Origin of the sequence: Hyphomonas sp. (assembly GCF_041689225.1) — a bacterium.
Lineage (GTDB): Bacteria > Pseudomonadota > Alphaproteobacteria > Caulobacterales > Hyphomonadaceae > Hyphomonas.
The window spans coordinates 15,938-33,638 of sequence record NZ_JBDNGN010000163.1 but is presented as its reverse complement, the minus strand read 5'-3'; the positions used below and the strand labels follow the sequence as shown (position 1 = coordinate 33,638).

Genomic DNA, 17,701 nt, shown 5'->3' with positions numbered 1-17,701 from the left:
GGGCGTCAAGCGCTGTGGCGTCGGTCCCGGCCCGCCCGGTTGGCGCCATATTCCGGCACCAGCACCCCCAGCAGTCTCAGAGCCTCGGAGCGGTCCCGGCGGCCTGCCGATTCCAGGAGGGCGGCCAGCTGCTTCTCGAACAATTCGCCATGCCCGTTCGGCGAGGCCACGCGGCTGACGCCATCGACCGAGGTCGGGCTGACCTGTTCGTGCCCATAGGTCAGCACTTCGTGCATTTTCTCGCCGTCCCGAAGGCCTGTCGTCACAATCTCGATGTCCTCACCCGGGACAAGGCCCTTGAGGCGGATCATTGTTTCGGCCAGCTGCAGGATTGGGATGGGCTCGCCCATATCGAGCACGAACAGGTCGGCGGCGCCTTCCAGGGCCTGAAGGGCGGCGGCCTGCAACACTAGCGAGGAGGCCTCTTCGACGGTCATGAAATAGCGCGTGACGCCCGGATCGGTAAGCGTGACTGGCCCACCAGCAGCAATCTGCTTTTCGAACAGCGGTACGACGGACCCGGATGAACCGAGCACGTTGCCGAATCGGACCATGGAGGCCGACATCCGGGAATCGGCTGCAATCCGGCTGACCGCGATTTCCGCCAGGCGCTTCGTGGCGCCCATCACATTGTCGGGATCGACGGCCTTGTCTGTCGAGATGAAGACGAAACGGCGCGCGCCAACGCCCACAGCGGCGCGCGCCGCGTTCACGGCGCCGCCCACATTGGTCAGGATGGCTTCGCAGACATTGTGTTCCATCAGGGGCACATGCTTGAGTGCGGCTGCATGGATAACGAGGTCTGGCTGGGCGCGCTGGAAAACATCGGCAAGCCTACTGACGTCGCGAACATCGCCGAGCCGCGAGACAACCTGCACGTCAGGCGCTGTGGCACCGAGCGCCATGTCGATGCTGTAAAGGTTGAATTCCGATGCGTCGAGAATTGTGAGGCAAGACGGGCTGAGCGCGGCAACCTGCCGGGTCAGCTCCGCACCGATTGTGCCGCCGCCGCCGGTCACGAGCACGTTCGCGGATGTGACGATATTGCGAACGGGCGCGATATCGAGTTGGCGTTCTGGCCGGGCGAGAAGATCTGCAGGATGAACGGGTTCAAGAATTTGCGCGGCTTCGTCACCGCCAAGGGCCATGATTTCGGCGCCGTGGCTTGATGCGATTTCCAGGATTTGGAGCATGCCCTCTCGCGACCGCGCGACGCCGGTCACAGCGAGCCACGGTGTCCGGCCGTAGCGGACGCGCAGCACGTCGATGACATTGCCGAGGTCTTCCAGGGATCCCATGATCGGGACGCCGCGGATGGCGCGTCCGGGATCGGCTCCGCGCATTTCGATAACGCCGAGCACGCGCACCTTGCCGCCCTGCGGCGCATTCTGGAGCCGGCGCAACACGGTGACACAATTCTCGGCATCGCCGACGAGCAGAACAGGTTGTCCCGATCGCGAGACGGGGCTAAAAATCTGCAGAGGCATGTGCGTCGATCGCGACAGGGCAAACATGCGACCTGCGAACAGCAGGATCGTCCAGAGCAGGGTAGCCACGAGGAAGGTCGCCCATGGCGCGACGAGCCGGCCATTGAGCAGCAGCATGACCGGCAGGTAGATCAGGCCCGACAGGCCGATGGCCTGAACCGTCATCACGGCATCGGGCCAGCCCATATGGCGCCAGACCTGTTTTTGGACGCCGCGGATCACGAAACCGGCGAATACGGCCAGGACGAAAAAGCAGGTGGCTGTAATACCAGACACAAACGAATACGGTCCGGTGACGGCGTCCGACGACCCGACGAGAACGGACGCCATGATCATGGCGATCGCTGCCATGGTGACGTCGAATCCCAAGGTCAGGGCCATGGCCCTTCGGGCAGCGCGCTGCGGGGTCATGCTGCGGATTCCTTCAGGAAAGCCCAGCGGATACAGTTCGGCGGCTCATTGCCGTCGCTGTTCGGGTCAGCATAACCGGACATGACAATCTGTTCGGGTTGCTCGACGATACCGCGCGCGAGATAGACGGTCCGTTCAAGCCGTGTGCCCTCATGGCTCGTCTTGAAGCGCCAGACCGAACCATTGTCGCAGATCAGGCGGATGGCATCCCGCGACATCATCGCCGTGACGGTAGGATGAAGGTGGAACCGGATCTCGAAATTGATGAACTTGGAATCATCCGATCGGGATTGAGAAATCGGACGCACCAGAGAATCTTCGCCGGTCAGTCGGCTGCCATCGCCCGACATGAACAGGCGCCGACGGTGCAGGAGGCCGCAAGCGGCCTTGTAGCCACCATGCTGGGCATCAAGCCAGGTCTCATCAGACTCCTCGAGGCGTTTCGCCGAGATACCTTCGGGACCCATGGCTGCCAGCAGCCGGGATTCTTCATTGGTCACGAAACTGGCCGAGTCCCGTCCCGCGAGCACAAGCGTTGAGTGCGCGCCGGTGCGGCGAACGGCGGCCTGCCAGTCGACATTCACTTCCGCGCTGTAGCCACAGGACGTGACCAGCCGGGCCGGTCCGTCTGACAATTCGAATCCGAGCGCGCCGGCATGGGCGAAATCCCCGAATGGCGGCGGCGGGGCTTCGCCACAATCGAGCACAAGGCGTACGGGACCTTTTTGAAGTTTCTGGAAACCGGATTTCGGTGCAAACGTAAAATGGCGTGGGGGCGCGCCGAGGCGCGCCAATGCGGCGTTCACGGCTTCGGGTCGGCCCTCGTCGCCATCATTGAACGGATTCAGCGCGCCGTCGTCCGTCTGGAAGAAGGCCAGCATGGCGCCCATGCGCGGAATCCATTTCACGAAATAGTCCGGCACGACATGCCCCGCTTCCTGCAGGACTTCGCGCAGTGCGAGCAGATTGAGCAAAGCAGACAGGAGGCGTGACGGGCTGCGGCTGACATGGCCGCCATCGGGAAGGATTTGGGCCGTGCATTCGCCGTCCAACCGGCCCAGCGCCTCATCCAGCTTGTGTGCCCCGTCAAGGCAAACAGACCGGGCGACCATGACACAAGATCCGATCCAGCGGGTCTTGGGATCGGTCGTCTGGTCCAGCGTATCGGCAAGCAATCGTAATTGCCGAACCAGGCAGTCCATCCGTTCGGGCCTGGCGTCCGCCGTGAACACGTCGCTGGCGCACCGCATCCAGTTCCAGATGCGATTTGCAGTCGGCTCAGCGCGCCATGCGAAGCCGTTGAACGTGCCGAAAGCGTCGATCCAGGAGTCGATAAACGCGGCGGCCCGGCTTGCCCCGGCAGGGCCTTGCGAGACGAGGTCCGGCAGCCAGTCAAACCGGTGCAGGCGGTCGGCGAAGTGCCGCGATGGCAGGGGAGCCGACCAGGGGGCCTGAGCCCGCTCCAATGTCAGGCGTTCCATGCCCATGCGCCACACGTCGCGCATCAGGGCTTCGCCGCGCCATGTGTCTGGCGGCACGATATCAGGGAGATTGACGCTGAATTTCCCGGGAGCCGTTCCCGTCAGTTTCAGTCGCTGGCGCGCGCCGATTCGCGCATCTTCACCCGCGACGCCGCGAAATCGGCGCCAAAGGGCTGCATCGTCGGCGCTGGAACGCGTGCGGTCAGCTCCGAATTCGCTGTCTCCACCACCCAAGGCACGCCCCATCCTGAAACCTACTATACTTGAACGCTCGGCCTGAGCGCCCGGATATTGTCACCATAGGCGGAAGGCCCACCCTTGAAAACGGCCGAGCCTGCAACAATCGCAGTGACGCCCGCAGAAACGGCCCGGGGCGCGTTTTCCGGGTTCAGGCCACCGTCAATTTCCAGGATGATGTCACGGCCTGACTGGTCGATCATGTGCCGGAGTTCTTCGACCTTGCGCAACTGGCTCTCGATGAAGCTCTGTCCGCCGAAGCCCGGATTGACCGACATGACGAGGATCAGGTCGAGATTGTCGAGCAAGGGCTCAACGATCGAGGCTGGCGTGCCCGGGTTGAGCGCCACGCCCGGTCGCATGCCAGCCGCCCGGATTGCCTGCAAGGTGCGGTGAATGTGCGGCCCCGCCTCCGGATGGACGGTGAGGATGTCGGCGCCCGCCTTGGCAAAGGCGGCAATGAACGGATCAACCGGCGCGATCATCAGGTGAACGTCGAAGGGTTTCTTCGAGTGTGGGCGAAGCTTTTCTATGACAGGCGGGCCGAATGTCAGGTTCGGCACGAAATGACCGTCCATCACATCAATGTGGATCATGTCGGCGCCGGCAGCATCAATCGCACGAATTTCGTCTCCCAGACAGGCGAAGTCCGCCGAGAGAATCGAAGGGGAAATCAGGACCTTACTCATGCTCTCTCCCTAAAAGGGAACAGCCGACCGCACAAGGCGGCCGGCTGCCCGGGAATCAAGTTTTAACCACGTGCCCGGATCCGGGCATGCCAGATCAGTATCCGCCGCGTGGAACCAGCTTCCAGCCGTCAGCGCCGGCAATGATGTCGACCTGTGTGCCAGGCGCGATGTAGACGTCGGCACCCTGGACGATTTCCTTCACGTCGCCATTGCTGAAGCGAACGATGTAGGCATAGCCCTGCTTGGTGCCCATGGCCTTGCCGGCCGCGTTGCCGGCGACGCCGCCAACGACTGCACCACCAATGGCGCCAGCTGTTTGGGCCTTGTCACCGCCGCCGAGTTCGGAGCCTGCGAGGCCGCCGAGGACAGCGCCTGTTGCGACGCCGATGATCGAGCGGTCGGGCTTGATCGTTACGGCCCGGACGGAGGTCACGGTGCCCTGGTAAACGGTTGACGCCTGGCCGACGGACTGCGTGCTCGTCGTTCCAACGCCGGGATTGTTGGCGCAGCCAGCGAGGGCGAGCGTGAGCGCGGCAAGAGCGCCAGCCATGACCTTGCCAGGAACAGCGCGGGAGTAAGTAATTGCAGACATATCAGTGCTCCTTGCACATTGAATGGACGCTTTTTGCGCGTATTCGGCTGAATAGCAGATGAACCCGTTTGAATGATTTCGGGGTGATCAGTGGCGATTCAATGGCAGCCATCGCAAGATTTCCTCGCGGAGACGCCATGGCGCAACCTGCGGCTAACACGTATTTACCCCCGGATCGCCCGTGCCGCGAGGAATCCGGAGGCGAATCAGGCCTTGACCAGCCGTGCGATGAAGAAGGTGTCATGGTCACCGGCGATGCCGGGCAGGGTCAGGACGTCACCATCAGGCGTGATCGCGTTTTCAAAACCGGGAATTTCAGCGGCGCTGACCGGCGTCCGCCGGACGAGGCCGCTCGCGACGGCAGCGTCAATGATGTCGACGCCTTCGGCTGGCAGGGGCGTGCAGACGCAATAGACGAGCGTCCCGCCGGGCTGCAGCATGTCCAGGGCCGATTCGAGCAGGCGGGCCTGGGCCACCGGAAAGCGGGCAATGTCGGCGTCGCGCTTGATCCATGCGCCTTCCGGGTGCCGGCGCAGCGTTCCGAGCGCCGAGCATGGCGCGTCGAGCAAAATCTTCGCAACAGGCGCATCCGGGCGCCATTCGTCGGCATTTGCCGCAATCACGTCGGCGGAAAGGCCCGTGCGGGCGAGGTTTTCCTGCAAAAGTCGCAGGCGCGGTGTAGACCGGTCGACGGCGATGACGCTGGCGCCTGATGCGGCGAGCTGGAGCGTCTTGCCGCCGGGCGCGGCGCACAGGTCGATCATGGTGTCGCCCGCTTGCGGGTTCAGCAGCCGCGCAGGAATCATGGCCGCGACGTCCTGGACCCACCAGTCACCGGCGGCAAACCCGTCCTTGTCTTCGACTGATCCGCCCGATGCCCGCACAGCCCCGCCGGGAACGATTTCGCCCCCGGTCTCGGCGGCGACTTTGTCGGGGTCGGATTTGGGTGTCAGGTAAAGCGCGGGCTCGGAAAGCTGCGCCTTGGCAAGGGCGATCGCCGCGTCCTCACCGAGCGCATCGGTGAAGGCCTTTTGCAGCCAGTCCGGCCAGATCGTCACCGGAGACATGGTGGAGAAATCAGGGCGCTCGCGGTCAGCGCGGCGCAGGACCGCATTGAGGAAGGCGCCGCCGGAGCGCGCTTCCGGCCAGGCCTTGGCCGCTTCCACTGTTTCGCCGACGGCGGCATGGGGCGGCGTATCCATCAGCCAAAGCTGGGTGACGCCGGTGCGGAGCAGGGCCCGTATGGGTGCGGTGACGGCGGGGAGCGGGCGTGACAGGAGGGGGGCAAGGGCGTCGTCGATGTGGCCCAGATTGCGCAGGGCGGCGCTCGCGATGGCGCGCGCGAACCCGCGGTCGGAACCCTCCAGCGTGTTGAATATCTGGCTCGTGTCCATCGCATCGTCGAGCGTGCGGCGACTGTCCAGTGTCAGGGTCAGCAGGTCGGCTGCAGCGCGGCGAATATCGGCTCCGCTCACGTCCTCAACCCCACGGGCCGGCAGCGCGCCGGGCAGGGGTGGCGTCAGCGGTGGAGGCGGATATCTGGTCGCCGGCCATGCGGCGCAGGGCGGCGACCCGGCTGGCCGTGGTCGGGTGGGTCGAGAACAGGTTGTCGGCGCCGCGGCCGCTGAGCGGGTTGGAAATGTACATGTGGGCCATGGCGGGGTTGCGCTCGGCCTGGACGTTGACGGACGCGCGGGCGCCGCGTTCGATCTTTTCGAGCGCAGAGGCCAGCCAGAGCGGGTTGCCGCAGATTTCAGCGCCCCTGGCATCGGCTACATATTCTCGCGAGCGACTGATCGCCATCTGAACGAGGCCGGCGGCGATGGGGGCGATAATCATGATCGCGAGAGAGCCGATCAGGCCATTACGGTCACGCCCGAAGAAGAGCGCGAAATTCGCCAGCATGCCAATCGCGCCCGCAATGGTGGCGGTGATGGTCATGGTCAGCGTGTCGCGGTTTCCGACATGGGCGAGTTCGTGGGCCATCACGCCCGACACTTCTTCCCGGGTCAGCATGCCGAGCAGGCCGGTCGTTGCTGCGACGGCGGCATGCGAGGGATCCCGTCCGGTGGCAAAGGCGTTCGGCTGCGGTGTTTCGATAATGTAGACCTTGGGTGTGGGCAGGCCGGCCCGTTCGGCGAGCGAGGCAACGTCATTCGCGAAGGTGCGCAGCATGGGCGTCATGGTTTCCGGCGTCAGCTCGCGCGCGCCCTGCATCTTCAGGACGATCTTGTCGGCGTTCCAGTACGAAAATGCATTCATGCCCGCAGCGACGACGAATGCGACCGTCATGCCGAGCACGCCGCCAACGAGATATCCGATCGCCATGAACAGGGCGGTCAGCATGGCAAGCAGGATGAAGGTTTTCGCAGTCCCCATTGGACCTATACTCCACTAATACGGCAGTTCGATGTTTCTACGGATGATACTGTCAGTTATATGGTGACCATTAACGAATTGAGGAGTCTGCTGGCACATGGACCAAGAATCATCAAACCCTGACAGCAGTCAGGACGAGACCGAACGGCGCAAGCGTCTGACCCCTGAGGCACGCCGGGCGCTGGAAGAAGCAGACGCGCGCCGCGCGGCGGCGGATGCCGGTGCGGCGACCCTGCCCGAGGACGAAAATGGCGGGCCCCGCAATATCGAGCCAACACGCTATGGTGACTGGGAACGCAAGGGAATTGCCTACGATTTCTGAGCGCCGGACGCGTCAGACAACACCGGCGTCGATCAGGCTTTGCGCGCCATCAATGATAGCCGCTTTCGCTGTGTGGGGCTGCCAGCCGAGGACGCGTTTGGCCTTCTCGTTCGATGTCTGGCGCTGCCGTCCGAGTTCCGGAATGACCTGTTTCAGGGTCGGATTGACGACGGCGACAATTTTCAGCATGAAATCAGGCATCGTACCTTTGGGAAGTTTTTTCGCATAGGCGGGGAAGGCTTCGCGCAGCACGTCGGCGACATCGCTGAACCACATAAAAGGTTGCGAGACGAGGAAGCGCTCGCCGGCTGCGCCCGGCACGGTCATCGCTGCGACCTGCGCTGCGGCGACATCGCGGACATCGACAATGCCGAAACCGATGCGCGGTACGGCGGGGATTTTTCCCGACAGGGGCATGGTCAGGAGTTCAAGCGAGGCTGAGAGATCGCCGCTCATCACCGGGCCAAGCACGACAGCAGGATTGATGACCGCCAGTTCGAGGCCTTTGCCTTCGCCGTTGATATAGTCCCAGGCTGCGCGCTCGGCGATGGTCTTGGAGCGCGTATAGGCGGTGTTGTCTTTCAGGTTGTCTGGATTGGACCAGTGTTCCTCGGTCAGGACAGCAGGACGGTTCTCGCCCCAGCCATAGGCGATCGCCGCCATGGACGAGGTCATCACGACGCGTTTCACGCCGGCGGCCCGGGAGGCTTTCAGGACGCGGAGTGCGCCGTCTGTTGCCGGTCGGATAAGTTCGTCAGGATCCTTCGGGACTCCGCTCGGGAAAGGCGAGGCCACATGCTGGACGAAATCCATTCCGGCGACCGCCTCGGCCCAGCCGTCGTCGCGTTCCAGATTCGCGGCGACCAGCTCTATTGCGATGGGCCTGCCAGCATATTTGCTGAGCGTTTCGTTGAGCTTGGCGGCGCTGCTGGCCGAGCGCGCCGTGCCGCGCACCTCATGGCCCGCATCCAGCAATTGAAGGATGACGTGCCCGGCTATGAATCCGGTCGCGCCCGTAACGAGTACCTTGGCCATCGCAGCCTCCCTGATTTTCGTGAATGATGAGCGCTCTCGCCATCTTTCACAAGGGAGGCGCGACGGCCTTGCCGCTCATCCGGTGCTCGCGGAACGTGATGTAGAAGGTTGCCGAGATGATGATCGCCGTGCCGGCCCAGGTCCAGGGGCCGGGCAGGAGATGAAACAGCAGCCAGTCGACCAGGGCCGCCATTGGTAGGCGCAGATAGTCGATGGGGGAGAGGAAGGATGCGTCGCCAATGCTCATGCCGCGAATGTAGAGGTATTGTCCGACGGCGCCGCAAAGGCCCATTACTCCGATCATGCTCCAGTCCTGAAGCGACGGCGCGACAGCGGGCCATTTCCAGATCGCGAGGGGCAGCAACAGTATGGATGACAGGAGGTTGGCCCAGATCAGCAGCGTCATCGGGCGGTGGAGACGCGATAGCACTTTCACCAGCGTTATGGCGCCGGCCATGCAGAAAGCGGCGGCAAGCGCGAGGAGCGTGCCAAGGCTGACGCCTGATTGCGGCTGGGTCATGATGAGGACGCCGCCGAAGCCCGCCAGTGTGGCGCCCCAGCGATGCCAACCGACCGTTTCGCGAAGGATTAGGGCAGCGATGACTGTGATGAACATTGCCCGCGAGAAGCTGATCGCGTTGAAGGCGGACAGCGGCAGGCCGACAGCATCGGAGACGGCATAAAAGCTCAGGATGAAGCCTAGGGTGCCGAACAGGCTACGCACGAAGACCATGCCGGGCTGCTGGACCCGCAGGATGCCGAGTCCTTGCTGGAAGATGATCGGCAGCGTGATCATCAGAGCGACCGCTGCGCGCCAGAAGGCGAGGAAGCCGGGATCGTAATGGGCCGACTGGAGCTTGGAGAGGGTCAGGAAGGCCGTGAATACCACGCCGGACGCGGCCATCCACAGCGCACCTTCGAGGTTGCGCACCCGTTGGGGGCGGTTATCCTCGCGAGCTGCAGAAGAGTTTGGACTAGCCGGCATGGAATGCTTCACCGCTTCGGAAATCGACGAGATCGACCGCCTGTGGCGGCGTCTGCCGATCGAGCATATGTGGACCGGTTGGGCAACCGCAGGTGAGGCGCCGGAACAGGTCTGGATCTTCCGCACCCGCGCCCACTGGCGCCGCTTTCCCCTGACTAAGACGGTCAGGGGTTATGTGCTTTCCGACGAACACGGCCGCCGCGTCTTCCGGGCGCCGACGCTGGCGGACCTGCTGCAGGCCGTCGAAGCGGTCCCGGGTCTGGACGCGGTCGTTCAGGATTGAGAACCGGACGCCTGAGCAAGGCGCATCTGCTCCGCCTGTTCGGGCGTGAGGCCTAGCGCTTCGAGGAGCGGCCCGGCCGCTTCCTCGTTCCAGCTGTGCACCGGTCCGACGGTCATCCCGCCATCGACCAGGAACTCACCGCCGGTGATGAAGCCAGCCGCATCGGAGGCCAGGAACGCGGCCATTTCGGCAATGTCGTTGCCGCGCCCCACGCGCCCGATGGGCTGCATCTTGCCGCCGTTCTGGGCGACCATTTCAGCCATCTGGTCTGCCTGTTCCCGCGACAGGCCGAGGGAGGCGCCGAAGATAGACGTGGCAATGAAGCCCGGCAGGATCGAATTGACCCGGATCTTGTACTTGGCGAGTTCGCCAGCGGCCAGCTTCGAGAAATGCGCGACGCCTTTCTTGGCGACCGAATAGGTGATCGGGGCATAGCCCGCGCAGACGGCGCTGATCGATGACGTGTTGATGACCGACCCGGCGCCGCGCGCTTTCATGTGCGGAACGGCAAACTTGGTGCCGGCGAAGACCTGTTTCAGGAGCAGGTTCATCGTGGTGTCATAGCCCTCGAGATCGAGGTCTTCGACGCCGGTCGGCGTGCCGCCATGGCCTGCATTATTCCAAAGGATATCAAGGCCGCCGAAGGCATCGACGGCGGATTGCATGAGGGCTTCGAGCTGCCCCATGTCGGTGACGTCGCAATGGGTGAAGCGAACCTTGTCTGATCCGAAGCGCGTTTCCAGCGCCTTGCCTTTTTCGTCCTGCACGTCGCCCGCGATGACTTTCGCGCCTGCGGCGACGAAGACTTCGACGCCCGCAAGGCCGATGCCGCTGGCGGCGCCCGTGATGATGGCGATCTTGCCGCTGAGATCTGACATTATGTTATTCTCCCGTTTTTCCCACCATGCGCCGGGCTTCCGCCGGGGACGTCAAGGGAAGGTGAAAAAGATTCGGGGCCGGGCCGCCTAGTCTGGTGCGTGCAGGCCGAACCGACTGGCGAAGATCTTGTCGAGCCAGCGTTTTGGCAGGCGGGTCGGGATCGTGAAATTGGTCAGCTTGTTGGGCACGGGCGCGTAGCGGGCCTTGGGCTTCGGGTCTTCCAGCGCGGTCTGGACGACCCTGCCGATCTCGACCGGATCCAACCCGGTGCGACCGCCATCGAGCATGACCTGCTGGAATGTTTTCAGCGACGCGCCCCAATCGCTTTTGGCAAAGGGCTGTTCGTCATTGGCCGCTTCCGCCTTGTCCCAGATGGGGGTCTTCACCGAGCCGGGACCCACAGCGATTGCGTCGATTCCGTAGATCAGGAGTTCGCGGCGCAATGTGTCGGTCATGCTTTCATTGGCGTGTTTCGTGGCCGTGTAGGCACCGAGAAAGGGGGCCGCGATTCTGCCACCAACGCTGGTGATATTGACGATCCGGCCGGGCGAACCGGTCCGGACCTTGTCTGATCCGAGCAGGGGCACGAAGGCCTGCGTGACGCGGAGCATGCCGAACACATTGACGGCGAAGTGGGCCTCGAAATCCGCCAATGGCTGGATTGCCAGCGGCCCCATCTTGGCGATGCCGGCATTATTGACGAGACCGGCGAGCCGGGCGTTGCCAAGCGCTTCGGCGACGGTCTGGACGGCCGATTCAACGCTGCCAGGCTGGGTGACGTCGAGCAGGATCGGGCGCAGATCGCCCAGGGCGCCGTCCTTCAACTGATCACCGTCGGCCTGTTTGCGCACGCCGGCAAAGACGCACCAGCCCTGCGCGGCGAGGTGGCGGGCGGTTGCGGCACCGATGCCGGTCGAGGCACCTGTCACGACAACAGTGCGGAGGGAGGTGGGGGTCGTGTCCAGTGCCATGTGTCGCCTCTTGTCTGGGGGAAAGGGTCAGTCGTCTGCGGTCTGCTTGCCGCCCTCGATTACCCGAAAACGGGGCCGTGGCGTGGGGGTGCTCGGGGTGTCCTGCGGGGGTGGTGAGGGTGTGGAAGCGTTCACCAGCCGGGGTGCCATGGGGCGGGACGGGGGTGGTTCGGACGCATCGACGGGAGGCTCTTCCTCCTCGCCGGCGATGTCGCGCACACGCGGCGTGAAGGCCGGGCGCGCTTTCGACTTGAACCCGGACTTGCCCTTGCCGCGCGCCTTCTTGTCGATTTCTTTCAGCTTGATGCGCTGGAGGCTGGAGAGGGCCTCGCCTTCGGCACCCTTCTCCGGATCGGCAAAGGCCGAACCATAGGTCTCGATGCGCTCTTCGACCTCTTCGAGGAACTGGCGCTCCCAATCGGAGAGTTCGGGGCCAAGGCCGTGTTCGGCGAGGGCGGCGGCCTTGCGCAGGGCGGCACGTTTCTTACGCTCGTCGACATCCCGGGACATGGTGGGGATGTTAGTTCAATCCGGCACAAAGGCCAATTGATTCAGGCGTCGCCGGTCGCCATGAGGTAAAGTTCGAGCATCATTTCCTGTTCTTCGCGGTCAGCCTTTTCGACTTTGCGAAGACGGATGACCTGGCGCAGCGCCTTGACGTCGAAGCCGAAGGCCTTGGCTTCAGCATAGATATCCTTGATCTGCTCGGCGACCTCTTTCTTTTCCTCTTCCAGCCGCTCGATTTTCGAAACGGTCTGGCGAAGCTTTTCCTTGGTGGTCTCGGTCAGGTGCGTGGCGGCAGCGTCTTCCATGAAGGTAATCCTCGAATCGATATGGTGGCAGGCAGGCCGAGCCTCTTAGCGAGACTCACTGCCCGTGGCCAGTCGCCGAATGGTATCCGCGACATCCGCGCCGTGGGCATGGTGGGGCATGTGGCCTTCGTCCGGCAGGATCACGAGATCGACCGGGACCTGTTTCTTCAGTTCGCCGACATGGAGCTTCGGCGAAATCACCGTGTCCTGGCTGCCGGAGAAGACGGTTATGGGCACACGCAGTTCCGGGTAGCGACGCGACTGTTCGGCAAGTTCGGCTTCGAGCCTGCGCACGTCCTGCGCGTTGGCCCTGAAGTTAGGCGGGCGAAACAGCAGGCCGATGGCGGACTGCTCGAAATATTTCTCCGGCACGGGCGCAGGATCGAACACGCCGTCAATGCCGGCGCGGACCTGCTGCGGCCCGACGGTGGGCACGAGCTGGGTAAACATCGGGCCGACCATGGGTGCTGCGGCAAGGCCGTTATACCAAGCCTGTCCGCCGCCGCCCCAGTCATGCGTCACGGGCGCGATGAGGACGAGGCCTTGCACGAGATCGGGCCGGTCGAGCGCAAGGCGGAGCGCCACCGCGCCGCCGAAGGAATGGCCGACGATCACGGCCTTTTCGCCGGGTGCCATCTGGTCGAGCACGCCAGCCATCTGCGCGGCCTGCGCTTCGAGGTGTTCGGCACCCGCGAAGCGTTCGGAATAACCATGTCCCGGCCGGTCGGCCATCAGGACGCGGTAGCCATCATCAAGGCGCGGGGCGAGCGTCCAGTTGAATTCGCGGGCATTGGCGCTGGCGCCGTGGATCATCAGGACGGGCGGGCCGGACGTGCCGGCGGTGAGGACATTCACGCCATGGCCGTTGACGGTCAGCATCTGGCCAGTGGAGGCGGGGTTCGCCTGCTGGACCTTCGACGTATAGGCGGCGCTCGACACGCAGGCGCCGAAACCACCGACGCTGACGAACGAGACTGCAAGCAGGGTAAGGCTGAACATGCGCGTCAAAGCCCCTGGCCTTCGGCGACCTTGGACAGTCGCTTTTCGGCCTGCATGGCCTGGGTCATGAACGGATAGATCGTGAGGGCCTGCCGGTAGGCTTCGAGGGCCTCGTTTTCTGCGCCCATGGCTTCCATCATGATGCCGAGCCCGGCCCATGCGCCGAAATGGCGGGGCTCGAGCCGCAGCGCCTCGTTGAGGTCGCGCAGGGCTTCGGGGAAGTTTTCATCGTTGAGGAAGAGACCTGCGCGCCGGCTCCAGGCCTCAGCATAGTCGGGCGCGATCAGGATGGCGCGGTCATAGAAGGCGCGGGCGGTTTCATAGTCTCCGACGGTCTGGGCATCGACCGCGCGCTGTATGATCATGTCGACGGTTGGCGACCCGGAATCCATCCATGAGGCCCAGATGTCCTGAGCGACGTCATTGGCTTCGCTTTCGCTGGGGGCATTGTGGAGTTTTTCGAACATCTCGTCCGAGGGCCCGGCGGCGGCCTGCCCGGCAAAGACGAGGGCTGCGAGGAGCAAGCGTTTGAACATGAAGTTCAATATGGCCGGGAAGCGCGTGGCGGCAACACCAAGTTGCATCAGATCAGGCCGTGATGCGCGAGTGTGGCTTCGAGACCGGCGGCGCCGGTGAAGTGGTGGGTGGCAAAGCCGAGCGCATCGGCGGCGGCGATATTGGGCGCGCTGTCATCGATGAACAGGATAGCCGCCGGGTCCGGATGGCCAATTGCCTCAAGCGTATGATGGTAGATCGCGGGATCGGGCTTGACCATGCCGAGGTCGCCGGAAACGACGACGTGGCGGAACCGGTCCAGCAGCGGGCCGAAATGCTGCTGCATCAGGGGCCAGGTCTCGGTCGGCATGTTGGTGAGGGCGTAGAGGGGCACATAGCGTGCATGCAGGCGTTCGATCAGGTCGGGCGTGCCGTCGATATAGCCGTCGAACATCTCCATCCAGCGCCTGCCCCAGGCGCGGATCTCGGATTCGTGTTCGGGATGGTCGGCGATGAGCGCGTCGGCATTGTCGGCAAAGCTGACCCCGGCATCGTGGCACATATGCCAAGCCATCGTACAGACCGAGTCCAGAAAGTGATCCCGGGCGTCTGTATTGTCAAAAATTTTGTCATAGAGGCGCGATGGCTCCCAATCGAGCACGACGCGGCCGAGATCGAACAGGACAATCGAAACGGTCATTTTCCCGCCTCATTGCCTGTTCATCTTCGGCTCAGGCTTGTTTCGCTTTAAAGCGCGGGTTGGTCTTGTTGATCACGTAAACGCGGCCCTTACGGCGCACGATCTTGCAATCGCGGTGACGTGCCTTGAGGGACTTAAGTGACGAGCGGACTTTCATGGGCCTAGCCTGACGATCATGTGATATTAGGAAAGCGGTGCGAGTAATGAATCCGGGTAGCAGAGTCAAGGACGCGCGCTGTCACGCGCCTATATTCCGACGGAGAGCAACAATGATACAGAATGGCATGGCCAGGACGCAATGGCTGGCTGCCGCCGCCCTCACGGGACTTCTCGCATCATGTGCTGCCGGCCCGCATGAGGTGAAACCGCCCGTGACGGGTAATCCGCCTGTCATTGCGCCGCAGACAGGCCCCATCACCTATAAATCGTCAGGCCATGCCGAGATGGATGCCTGGCGCGCGGATTACTCCAACCGGGCGCTGGAAGCAGGCCATGACCGGGCACTGGTGGAATCGCTGCTCACCGGCATCGAGCCGATCCCGCTCTGGCTGGGGTCCAATCTCCAGGTCGCCGCCACCGGCATCAGCGACCAGGCCGAGTTTGCCAAGCCAATCTGGGATTATCTCAAGGTGCCGCTCGGCGAGAGCCGGATCAGCAATGGCCGGGAGCGCCTCGCCATCCACCCTGAGATGTTCGCCGACCTCGAGGCGCGTTATGGCGTCGACCGGCAAGTCCTGGTCGCGATCTGGGGCATGGAAACGAGCTATGGCGCGGTTATCGGCAATTTCGATGCCGGCAACGTGCTCGCCAACATGGCGGTCGAGGGGCGTCGGCGAGCCTTCGCCGAGAAGGAATTGTTCGCCGTGATGAAAATGGTCGAGCGCGGCGATGCCGAACGCTCGGACCTGGTCGCGGGCTGGGCCGGGGCTATGGGACAGACGCAGTTCATGCCGTCCAGCTATCTGGCCTATGCCGAGGATTTCGACGGCGACGGACACAAGGACGTCTGGAAGAACGAAGGCGACGCGCTCGCGTCGGCGGCCAATTACCTGAAGAAATTCGGCTATGCGATGGGCCAGCCTTGGGGAATCGAAGTGGCCGTGCCGACGGGGTTCGACTTCAGCCTGGCCGATGGCAATGAGCGGCGCATGGATACGTGGCGGGCGGCAGGACTGGTGCCGATTACGGGCGGACCCTTCGAGACTGGCGGAGCGGACTTCTCGCAACTCTGGCTGCCGGCGGGCGCCGAGGGACCGAAATACCTGCTGTTCAGCAATTTCAAAGTGTTCAAGGCCTATAACAACGCCGACTCTTATGCCTTTGCGGTCGGCATGGCGGGCAATGCTGTCATCGGTGAAAGCGGACCGGTCACGCCCTGGCCGACCCACCTGAGGCCCCTGTCGGTGGCGGATATCAAGGCGCTGCAGGCCGGCCTCAACGGGCGAGGGTTCAGCGCCGGGCCCGTGGACGGCATTCCGGGCCGCCAGACGAAACTGGCGCTGATGGGCTTCCAGACATCGCGCGGACTGGTGGCCGACGGCTATCCGACCAAGGAGATGCTGGCACTGGTGACCGATGGCGGCAGCAGCGGCGTGGGTGTGTCCTCGGCGACCGACGGTCCGAGCTGATCAATCGGCCTCGGCATACTCGCCGACACCATCCTTCAGGCCGAACCGGGCAAACAGGACCATGAAGACCAGCAGGCCCGCGCAGATGACGAAGGGCAGGTGCGGGTTCACATATTCATACAGGAACAGGCCGAAGAAGGGCGTGATGATAAAGCCCATGCCATTGGCCGAGATCACGAGCCCGGCGACGTTGCCCTGAAGCTGCGGCGAGACCGCCAGCGATGCGCCGCTGGAGAAGCCGGGCCGGGCGAGGCCCTGACCGAGGCCGATGCAGAATTGTGCGAGGATGAGGCTGGCATAGTCGCGCGCGAACACAAGAATGATCGCGCCGAGGAAAAGCGGCACGCAGCCGACCATCATGAGCGTCTTGTTCCGCATCTTGAGGCGCGGGATCAGCACGAGCTGGGCGAGCAGCACGGCAAGGGCGCCGACGGTGAAGGCGGGGCCGGTGAATTGCGCGGCCTCCCGACCTGACACGCCCATCCGGTCCATCACGGTGAACACGAAAACCTGGGTCAGGATGCCGGTTGTCAGCGACAGGCAGACAGCGAAGACGAGGAAGGGCAGGACCGTGCCCGAGCGCCAGAGGCCGTGGGCGCCGGTTTCATCATCGTATTGTGTTGCGTCGGTGACGGGTGCGCGTTGTTCCGGCAGGCGGAACCAGATCAGCGCCGACATGGTGAAGGCGATCACGGCGGTGACGGCCAGCGGGCTGAGCAGGCCGGCAGTTGCGACAAGCGCCGCAGCGACAGCGGGGCCGATCACGGTGCCGACGCTGAAGCCGGATGTGATGAAGGCGATTTCCGACTGGCGCTCGGCCGGGCTCGTCCTGTCGGCGACATAGGCCTGCGCGGCCGGGCTCGCACCTGATCCCAGCAGGCCGAAAATGGAGCGCGACGCGGCAAGGGAAATGAAAACCAGCGCCGTGCCCGTGATCATATGGTTGAGGCTGAGCCAGCCGAAGACCAGGAGGAGCGTCATCGACAGGCCGTAACCGGCAAGCCCCATGGCAGCGACCGGGCGCCGGCCCCAGCGGTTCGATTTCTTGCCCCAGAAGGGCGATGTGACCGACCACCAGAAAGCCGACAGTGCGAAAATGGACCCCGCCATCCAATCGGGCAGGTTCAGTTCGCGGGTCATTGGTGGCAGCACGGCAGCGATCAGCATCGTGTTGCCGGCACCGATGGCCATGAGGGAAAAGAACAGCAAAAAGAAAGCGCCGCGACGTTCGGGCCGCGGCACATCTTGAAGGGGATCGACTGTCTGGGTCATGTCTAGACCAATCGACTGGAGGGGTGAAAATGTCCAGCGGGAGA

At 63.7% G+C, this 17,701-nt stretch carries 20 protein-coding genes; 3 read left to right on the top strand and 17 right to left on the bottom strand.

Translation table 11 applies throughout. The features are described 5' to 3' along the window. Positions 1-5 precede the first annotated feature (5 nt). From ACESNB_RS16195 to htpX, 6 genes are all read right to left on the bottom strand, one after another. On the bottom strand, positions 6-1,898 hold the full coding sequence (locus tag ACESNB_RS16195; RefSeq protein ID WP_373009185.1) for a polysaccharide biosynthesis protein: 1,893 nt from the start codon (positions 1,896-1,898) through the stop codon (positions 6-8). Next, entirely contained in the window at positions 1,895-3,625 is a 1,731-nt protein-coding gene (locus ACESNB_RS16190; protein WP_373009183.1) for a heparinase II/III family protein, read from the bottom strand. Before ACESNB_RS16190 ends, ACESNB_RS16195 begins: the two co-directional genes overlap by 4 nt. Positions 3,626-3,636: 11 nt before the next feature. Further along, positions 3,637-4,305, bottom strand: coding sequence for a ribulose-phosphate 3-epimerase (rpe, locus tag ACESNB_RS16185; protein WP_373009181.1), 669 nt, complete (start codon positions 4,303-4,305; stop codon positions 3,637-3,639). 94 nt (positions 4,306-4,399) lie between these two features. Continuing rightward, positions 4,400-4,897 carry a glycine zipper 2TM domain-containing protein gene (locus ACESNB_RS16180; RefSeq protein WP_373009179.1) on the bottom strand — a complete coding sequence of 166 codons (498 nt, stop codon included), beginning with the start codon at positions 4,895-4,897 and terminating at the stop codon, positions 4,400-4,402. Between the two features lie 206 nt (positions 4,898-5,103). Further along, entirely contained in the window at positions 5,104-6,372 is a 1,269-nt protein-coding gene (locus ACESNB_RS16175; protein ID WP_373009177.1) for an RsmB/NOP family class I SAM-dependent RNA methyltransferase, read from the bottom strand. A gap of 4 nt (positions 6,373-6,376) precedes the next feature. Then, positions 6,377-7,276: a zinc metalloprotease HtpX gene (gene htpX / locus ACESNB_RS16170; RefSeq protein ID WP_373009175.1), complete on the bottom strand. Its 900-nt coding sequence runs from the start codon at positions 7,274-7,276 to the stop codon at positions 6,377-6,379. A gap of 97 nt (positions 7,277-7,373) precedes the next feature. On the opposite strand from htpX, the gene ACESNB_RS16165 reads away from it, so the two are divergent. Continuing rightward, positions 7,374-7,598, top strand: coding sequence for a DUF1674 domain-containing protein (locus ACESNB_RS16165; protein WP_373009173.1), 225 nt, complete (start codon positions 7,374-7,376; stop codon positions 7,596-7,598). A gap of 12 nt (positions 7,599-7,610) precedes the next feature. Here ACESNB_RS16165 and ACESNB_RS16160 read toward each other — a convergent pair whose 3' ends face one another. Together ACESNB_RS16160 and ACESNB_RS16155 are read right to left on the bottom strand one after the other, a co-directional pair. Then, entirely contained in the window at positions 7,611-8,633 is a 1,023-nt protein-coding gene (locus tag ACESNB_RS16160; protein ID WP_373009171.1) for an SDR family oxidoreductase, read from the bottom strand. 46 nt (positions 8,634-8,679) lie between these two features. Continuing rightward, positions 8,680-9,564 carry a DMT family transporter gene (locus ACESNB_RS16155; protein WP_373009169.1) on the bottom strand — a complete coding sequence of 295 codons (885 nt, stop codon included), beginning with the start codon at positions 9,562-9,564 and terminating at the stop codon, positions 8,680-8,682. A 52-nt stretch (positions 9,565-9,616) separates the two neighbouring features. Here ACESNB_RS16155 and ACESNB_RS16150 point away from each other — a divergent pair, with 52 nt between their 5' ends. Further along, positions 9,617-9,901, top strand: a complete 285-nt coding sequence (locus ACESNB_RS16150) for a hypothetical protein (RefSeq protein ID WP_373009167.1) — start codon at positions 9,617-9,619, stop codon at positions 9,899-9,901. Here the strand turns inward: ACESNB_RS16150 and ACESNB_RS16145 are convergent. The 8 genes from ACESNB_RS16145 to ykgO all read right to left on the bottom strand — a co-directional run bounded on the left by ACESNB_RS16145 (position 9,892) and on the right by ykgO (position 14,914). Further along, the gene (locus tag ACESNB_RS16145) at positions 9,892-10,779 is read right to left on the bottom strand and encodes an SDR family NAD(P)-dependent oxidoreductase (RefSeq protein ID WP_373009165.1); all 888 of its coding nucleotides are present in this window, start codon (positions 10,777-10,779) and stop codon (positions 9,892-9,894) included. The two genes, ACESNB_RS16150 and ACESNB_RS16145, sit on opposite strands and share 10 nt — an antisense overlap. Positions 10,780-10,866: 87 nt before the next feature. After that, positions 10,867-11,751 carry an SDR family NAD(P)-dependent oxidoreductase gene (locus tag ACESNB_RS16140; protein WP_373009163.1) on the bottom strand — a complete coding sequence of 295 codons (885 nt, stop codon included), beginning with the start codon at positions 11,749-11,751 and terminating at the stop codon, positions 10,867-10,869. A gap of 27 nt (positions 11,752-11,778) precedes the next feature. Next, a complete protein-coding gene (locus tag ACESNB_RS16135) occupies positions 11,779-12,261 on the bottom strand; it encodes a hypothetical protein (protein WP_373009161.1) in 483 nt (160 codons plus the stop codon). A 41-nt stretch (positions 12,262-12,302) separates the two neighbouring features. After that, a complete protein-coding gene (locus ACESNB_RS16130; RefSeq protein WP_340694120.1) occupies positions 12,303-12,563 on the bottom strand; it encodes a DUF2312 domain-containing protein in 261 nt (86 codons plus the stop codon). A 45-nt stretch (positions 12,564-12,608) separates the two neighbouring features. Further along, entirely contained in the window at positions 12,609-13,562 is a 954-nt protein-coding gene (locus ACESNB_RS16125) for an alpha/beta fold hydrolase (RefSeq protein WP_373009159.1), read from the bottom strand. A 5-nt stretch (positions 13,563-13,567) separates the two neighbouring features. After that, positions 13,568-14,146 carry a tetratricopeptide repeat protein gene (locus tag ACESNB_RS16120; protein ID WP_373009157.1) on the bottom strand — a complete coding sequence of 193 codons (579 nt, stop codon included), beginning with the start codon at positions 14,144-14,146 and terminating at the stop codon, positions 13,568-13,570. Continuing rightward, positions 14,146-14,757 carry an HAD family hydrolase gene (locus tag ACESNB_RS16115; protein ID WP_373009155.1) on the bottom strand — a complete coding sequence of 204 codons (612 nt, stop codon included), beginning with the start codon at positions 14,755-14,757 and terminating at the stop codon, positions 14,146-14,148. Before ACESNB_RS16115 ends, ACESNB_RS16120 begins: the two co-directional genes overlap by 1 nt. 31 nt (positions 14,758-14,788) lie before the next feature. Next, positions 14,789-14,914 (bottom strand): type B 50S ribosomal protein L36, encoded by a 126-nt coding sequence (ykgO, locus tag ACESNB_RS16110; RefSeq protein WP_034736570.1) that lies wholly within the window; start codon positions 14,912-14,914, stop codon positions 14,789-14,791. Positions 14,915-15,026: 112 nt separating this feature from the next. Here ykgO and ACESNB_RS16105 point away from each other — a divergent pair, with 112 nt between their 5' ends. Beyond that, complete coding sequence (locus ACESNB_RS16105) at positions 15,027-16,385, top strand: lytic murein transglycosylase (RefSeq protein ID WP_373009153.1); 1,359 nt, start codon at positions 15,027-15,029, stop codon at positions 16,383-16,385. Here the strand turns inward: ACESNB_RS16105 and ACESNB_RS16100 are convergent, their stop codons facing one another. Continuing rightward, positions 16,386-17,657 carry an MFS transporter gene (locus tag ACESNB_RS16100; protein WP_373009151.1) on the bottom strand — a complete coding sequence of 424 codons (1,272 nt, stop codon included), beginning with the start codon at positions 17,655-17,657 and terminating at the stop codon, positions 16,386-16,388. Positions 17,658-17,701: the final 44 nt, after the last annotated feature.

Bases quoted from the DNA above. Each gene is read 5' to 3' on its own strand.
- ykgO (WP_034736570.1), bottom strand. From the start codon at position 14,914: ATGAAAGTCCGCTCGTCACTTAAGTCCCTCAAGGCACGTCACCGCGAT.
- ACESNB_RS16165 (WP_373009173.1), top strand. From the start codon at position 7,374: ATGGACCAAGAATCATCAAACCCTGACAGCAGTCAGGACGAGACCGAA.
- ACESNB_RS16125 (WP_373009159.1), bottom strand. From the start codon at position 13,562: ATGTTCAGCCTTACCCTGCTTGCAGTCTCGTTCGTCAGCGTCGGTGGT.
- ACESNB_RS16195 (WP_373009185.1), bottom strand. From the start codon at position 1,898: ATGACCCCGCAGCGCGCTGCCCGAAGGGCCATGGCCCTGACCTTGGGA.
- rpe (WP_373009181.1), bottom strand. From the start codon at position 4,305: ATGAGTAAGGTCCTGATTTCCCCTTCGATTCTCTCGGCGGACTTCGCC.
- ACESNB_RS16145 (WP_373009165.1), bottom strand. From the start codon at position 10,779: ATGTCAGATCTCAGCGGCAAGATCGCCATCATCACGGGCGCCGCCAGC.
- htpX (WP_373009175.1), bottom strand. From the start codon at position 7,276: ATGGGGACTGCGAAAACCTTCATCCTGCTTGCCATGCTGACCGCCCTG.
- ACESNB_RS16120 (WP_373009157.1), bottom strand. From the start codon at position 14,146: ATGCAACTTGGTGTTGCCGCCACGCGCTTCCCGGCCATATTGAACTTC.
- ACESNB_RS16160 (WP_373009171.1), bottom strand. From the start codon at position 8,633: ATGGCCAAGGTACTCGTTACGGGCGCGACCGGATTCATAGCCGGGCAC.
- ACESNB_RS16100 (WP_373009151.1), bottom strand. From the start codon at position 17,657: ATGACCCAGACAGTCGATCCCCTTCAAGATGTGCCGCGGCCCGAACGT.
- ACESNB_RS16115 (WP_373009155.1), bottom strand. From the start codon at position 14,757: ATGACCGTTTCGATTGTCCTGTTCGATCTCGGCCGCGTCGTGCTCGAT.
- ACESNB_RS16130 (WP_340694120.1), bottom strand. From the start codon at position 12,563: ATGGAAGACGCTGCCGCCACGCACCTGACCGAGACCACCAAGGAAAAG.
- ACESNB_RS16180 (WP_373009179.1), bottom strand. From the start codon at position 4,897: ATGTCTGCAATTACTTACTCCCGCGCTGTTCCTGGCAAGGTCATGGCT.
- ACESNB_RS16135 (WP_373009161.1), bottom strand. From the start codon at position 12,261: ATGTCCCGGGATGTCGACGAGCGTAAGAAACGTGCCGCCCTGCGCAAG.
- ACESNB_RS16105 (WP_373009153.1), top strand. From the start codon at position 15,027: ATGATACAGAATGGCATGGCCAGGACGCAATGGCTGGCTGCCGCCGCC.
- ACESNB_RS16190 (WP_373009183.1), bottom strand. From the start codon at position 3,625: ATGGGGCGTGCCTTGGGTGGTGGAGACAGCGAATTCGGAGCTGACCGC.
- ACESNB_RS16150 (WP_373009167.1), top strand. From the start codon at position 9,617: ATGGAATGCTTCACCGCTTCGGAAATCGACGAGATCGACCGCCTGTGG.
- ACESNB_RS16140 (WP_373009163.1), bottom strand. From the start codon at position 11,751: ATGGCACTGGACACGACCCCCACCTCCCTCCGCACTGTTGTCGTGACA.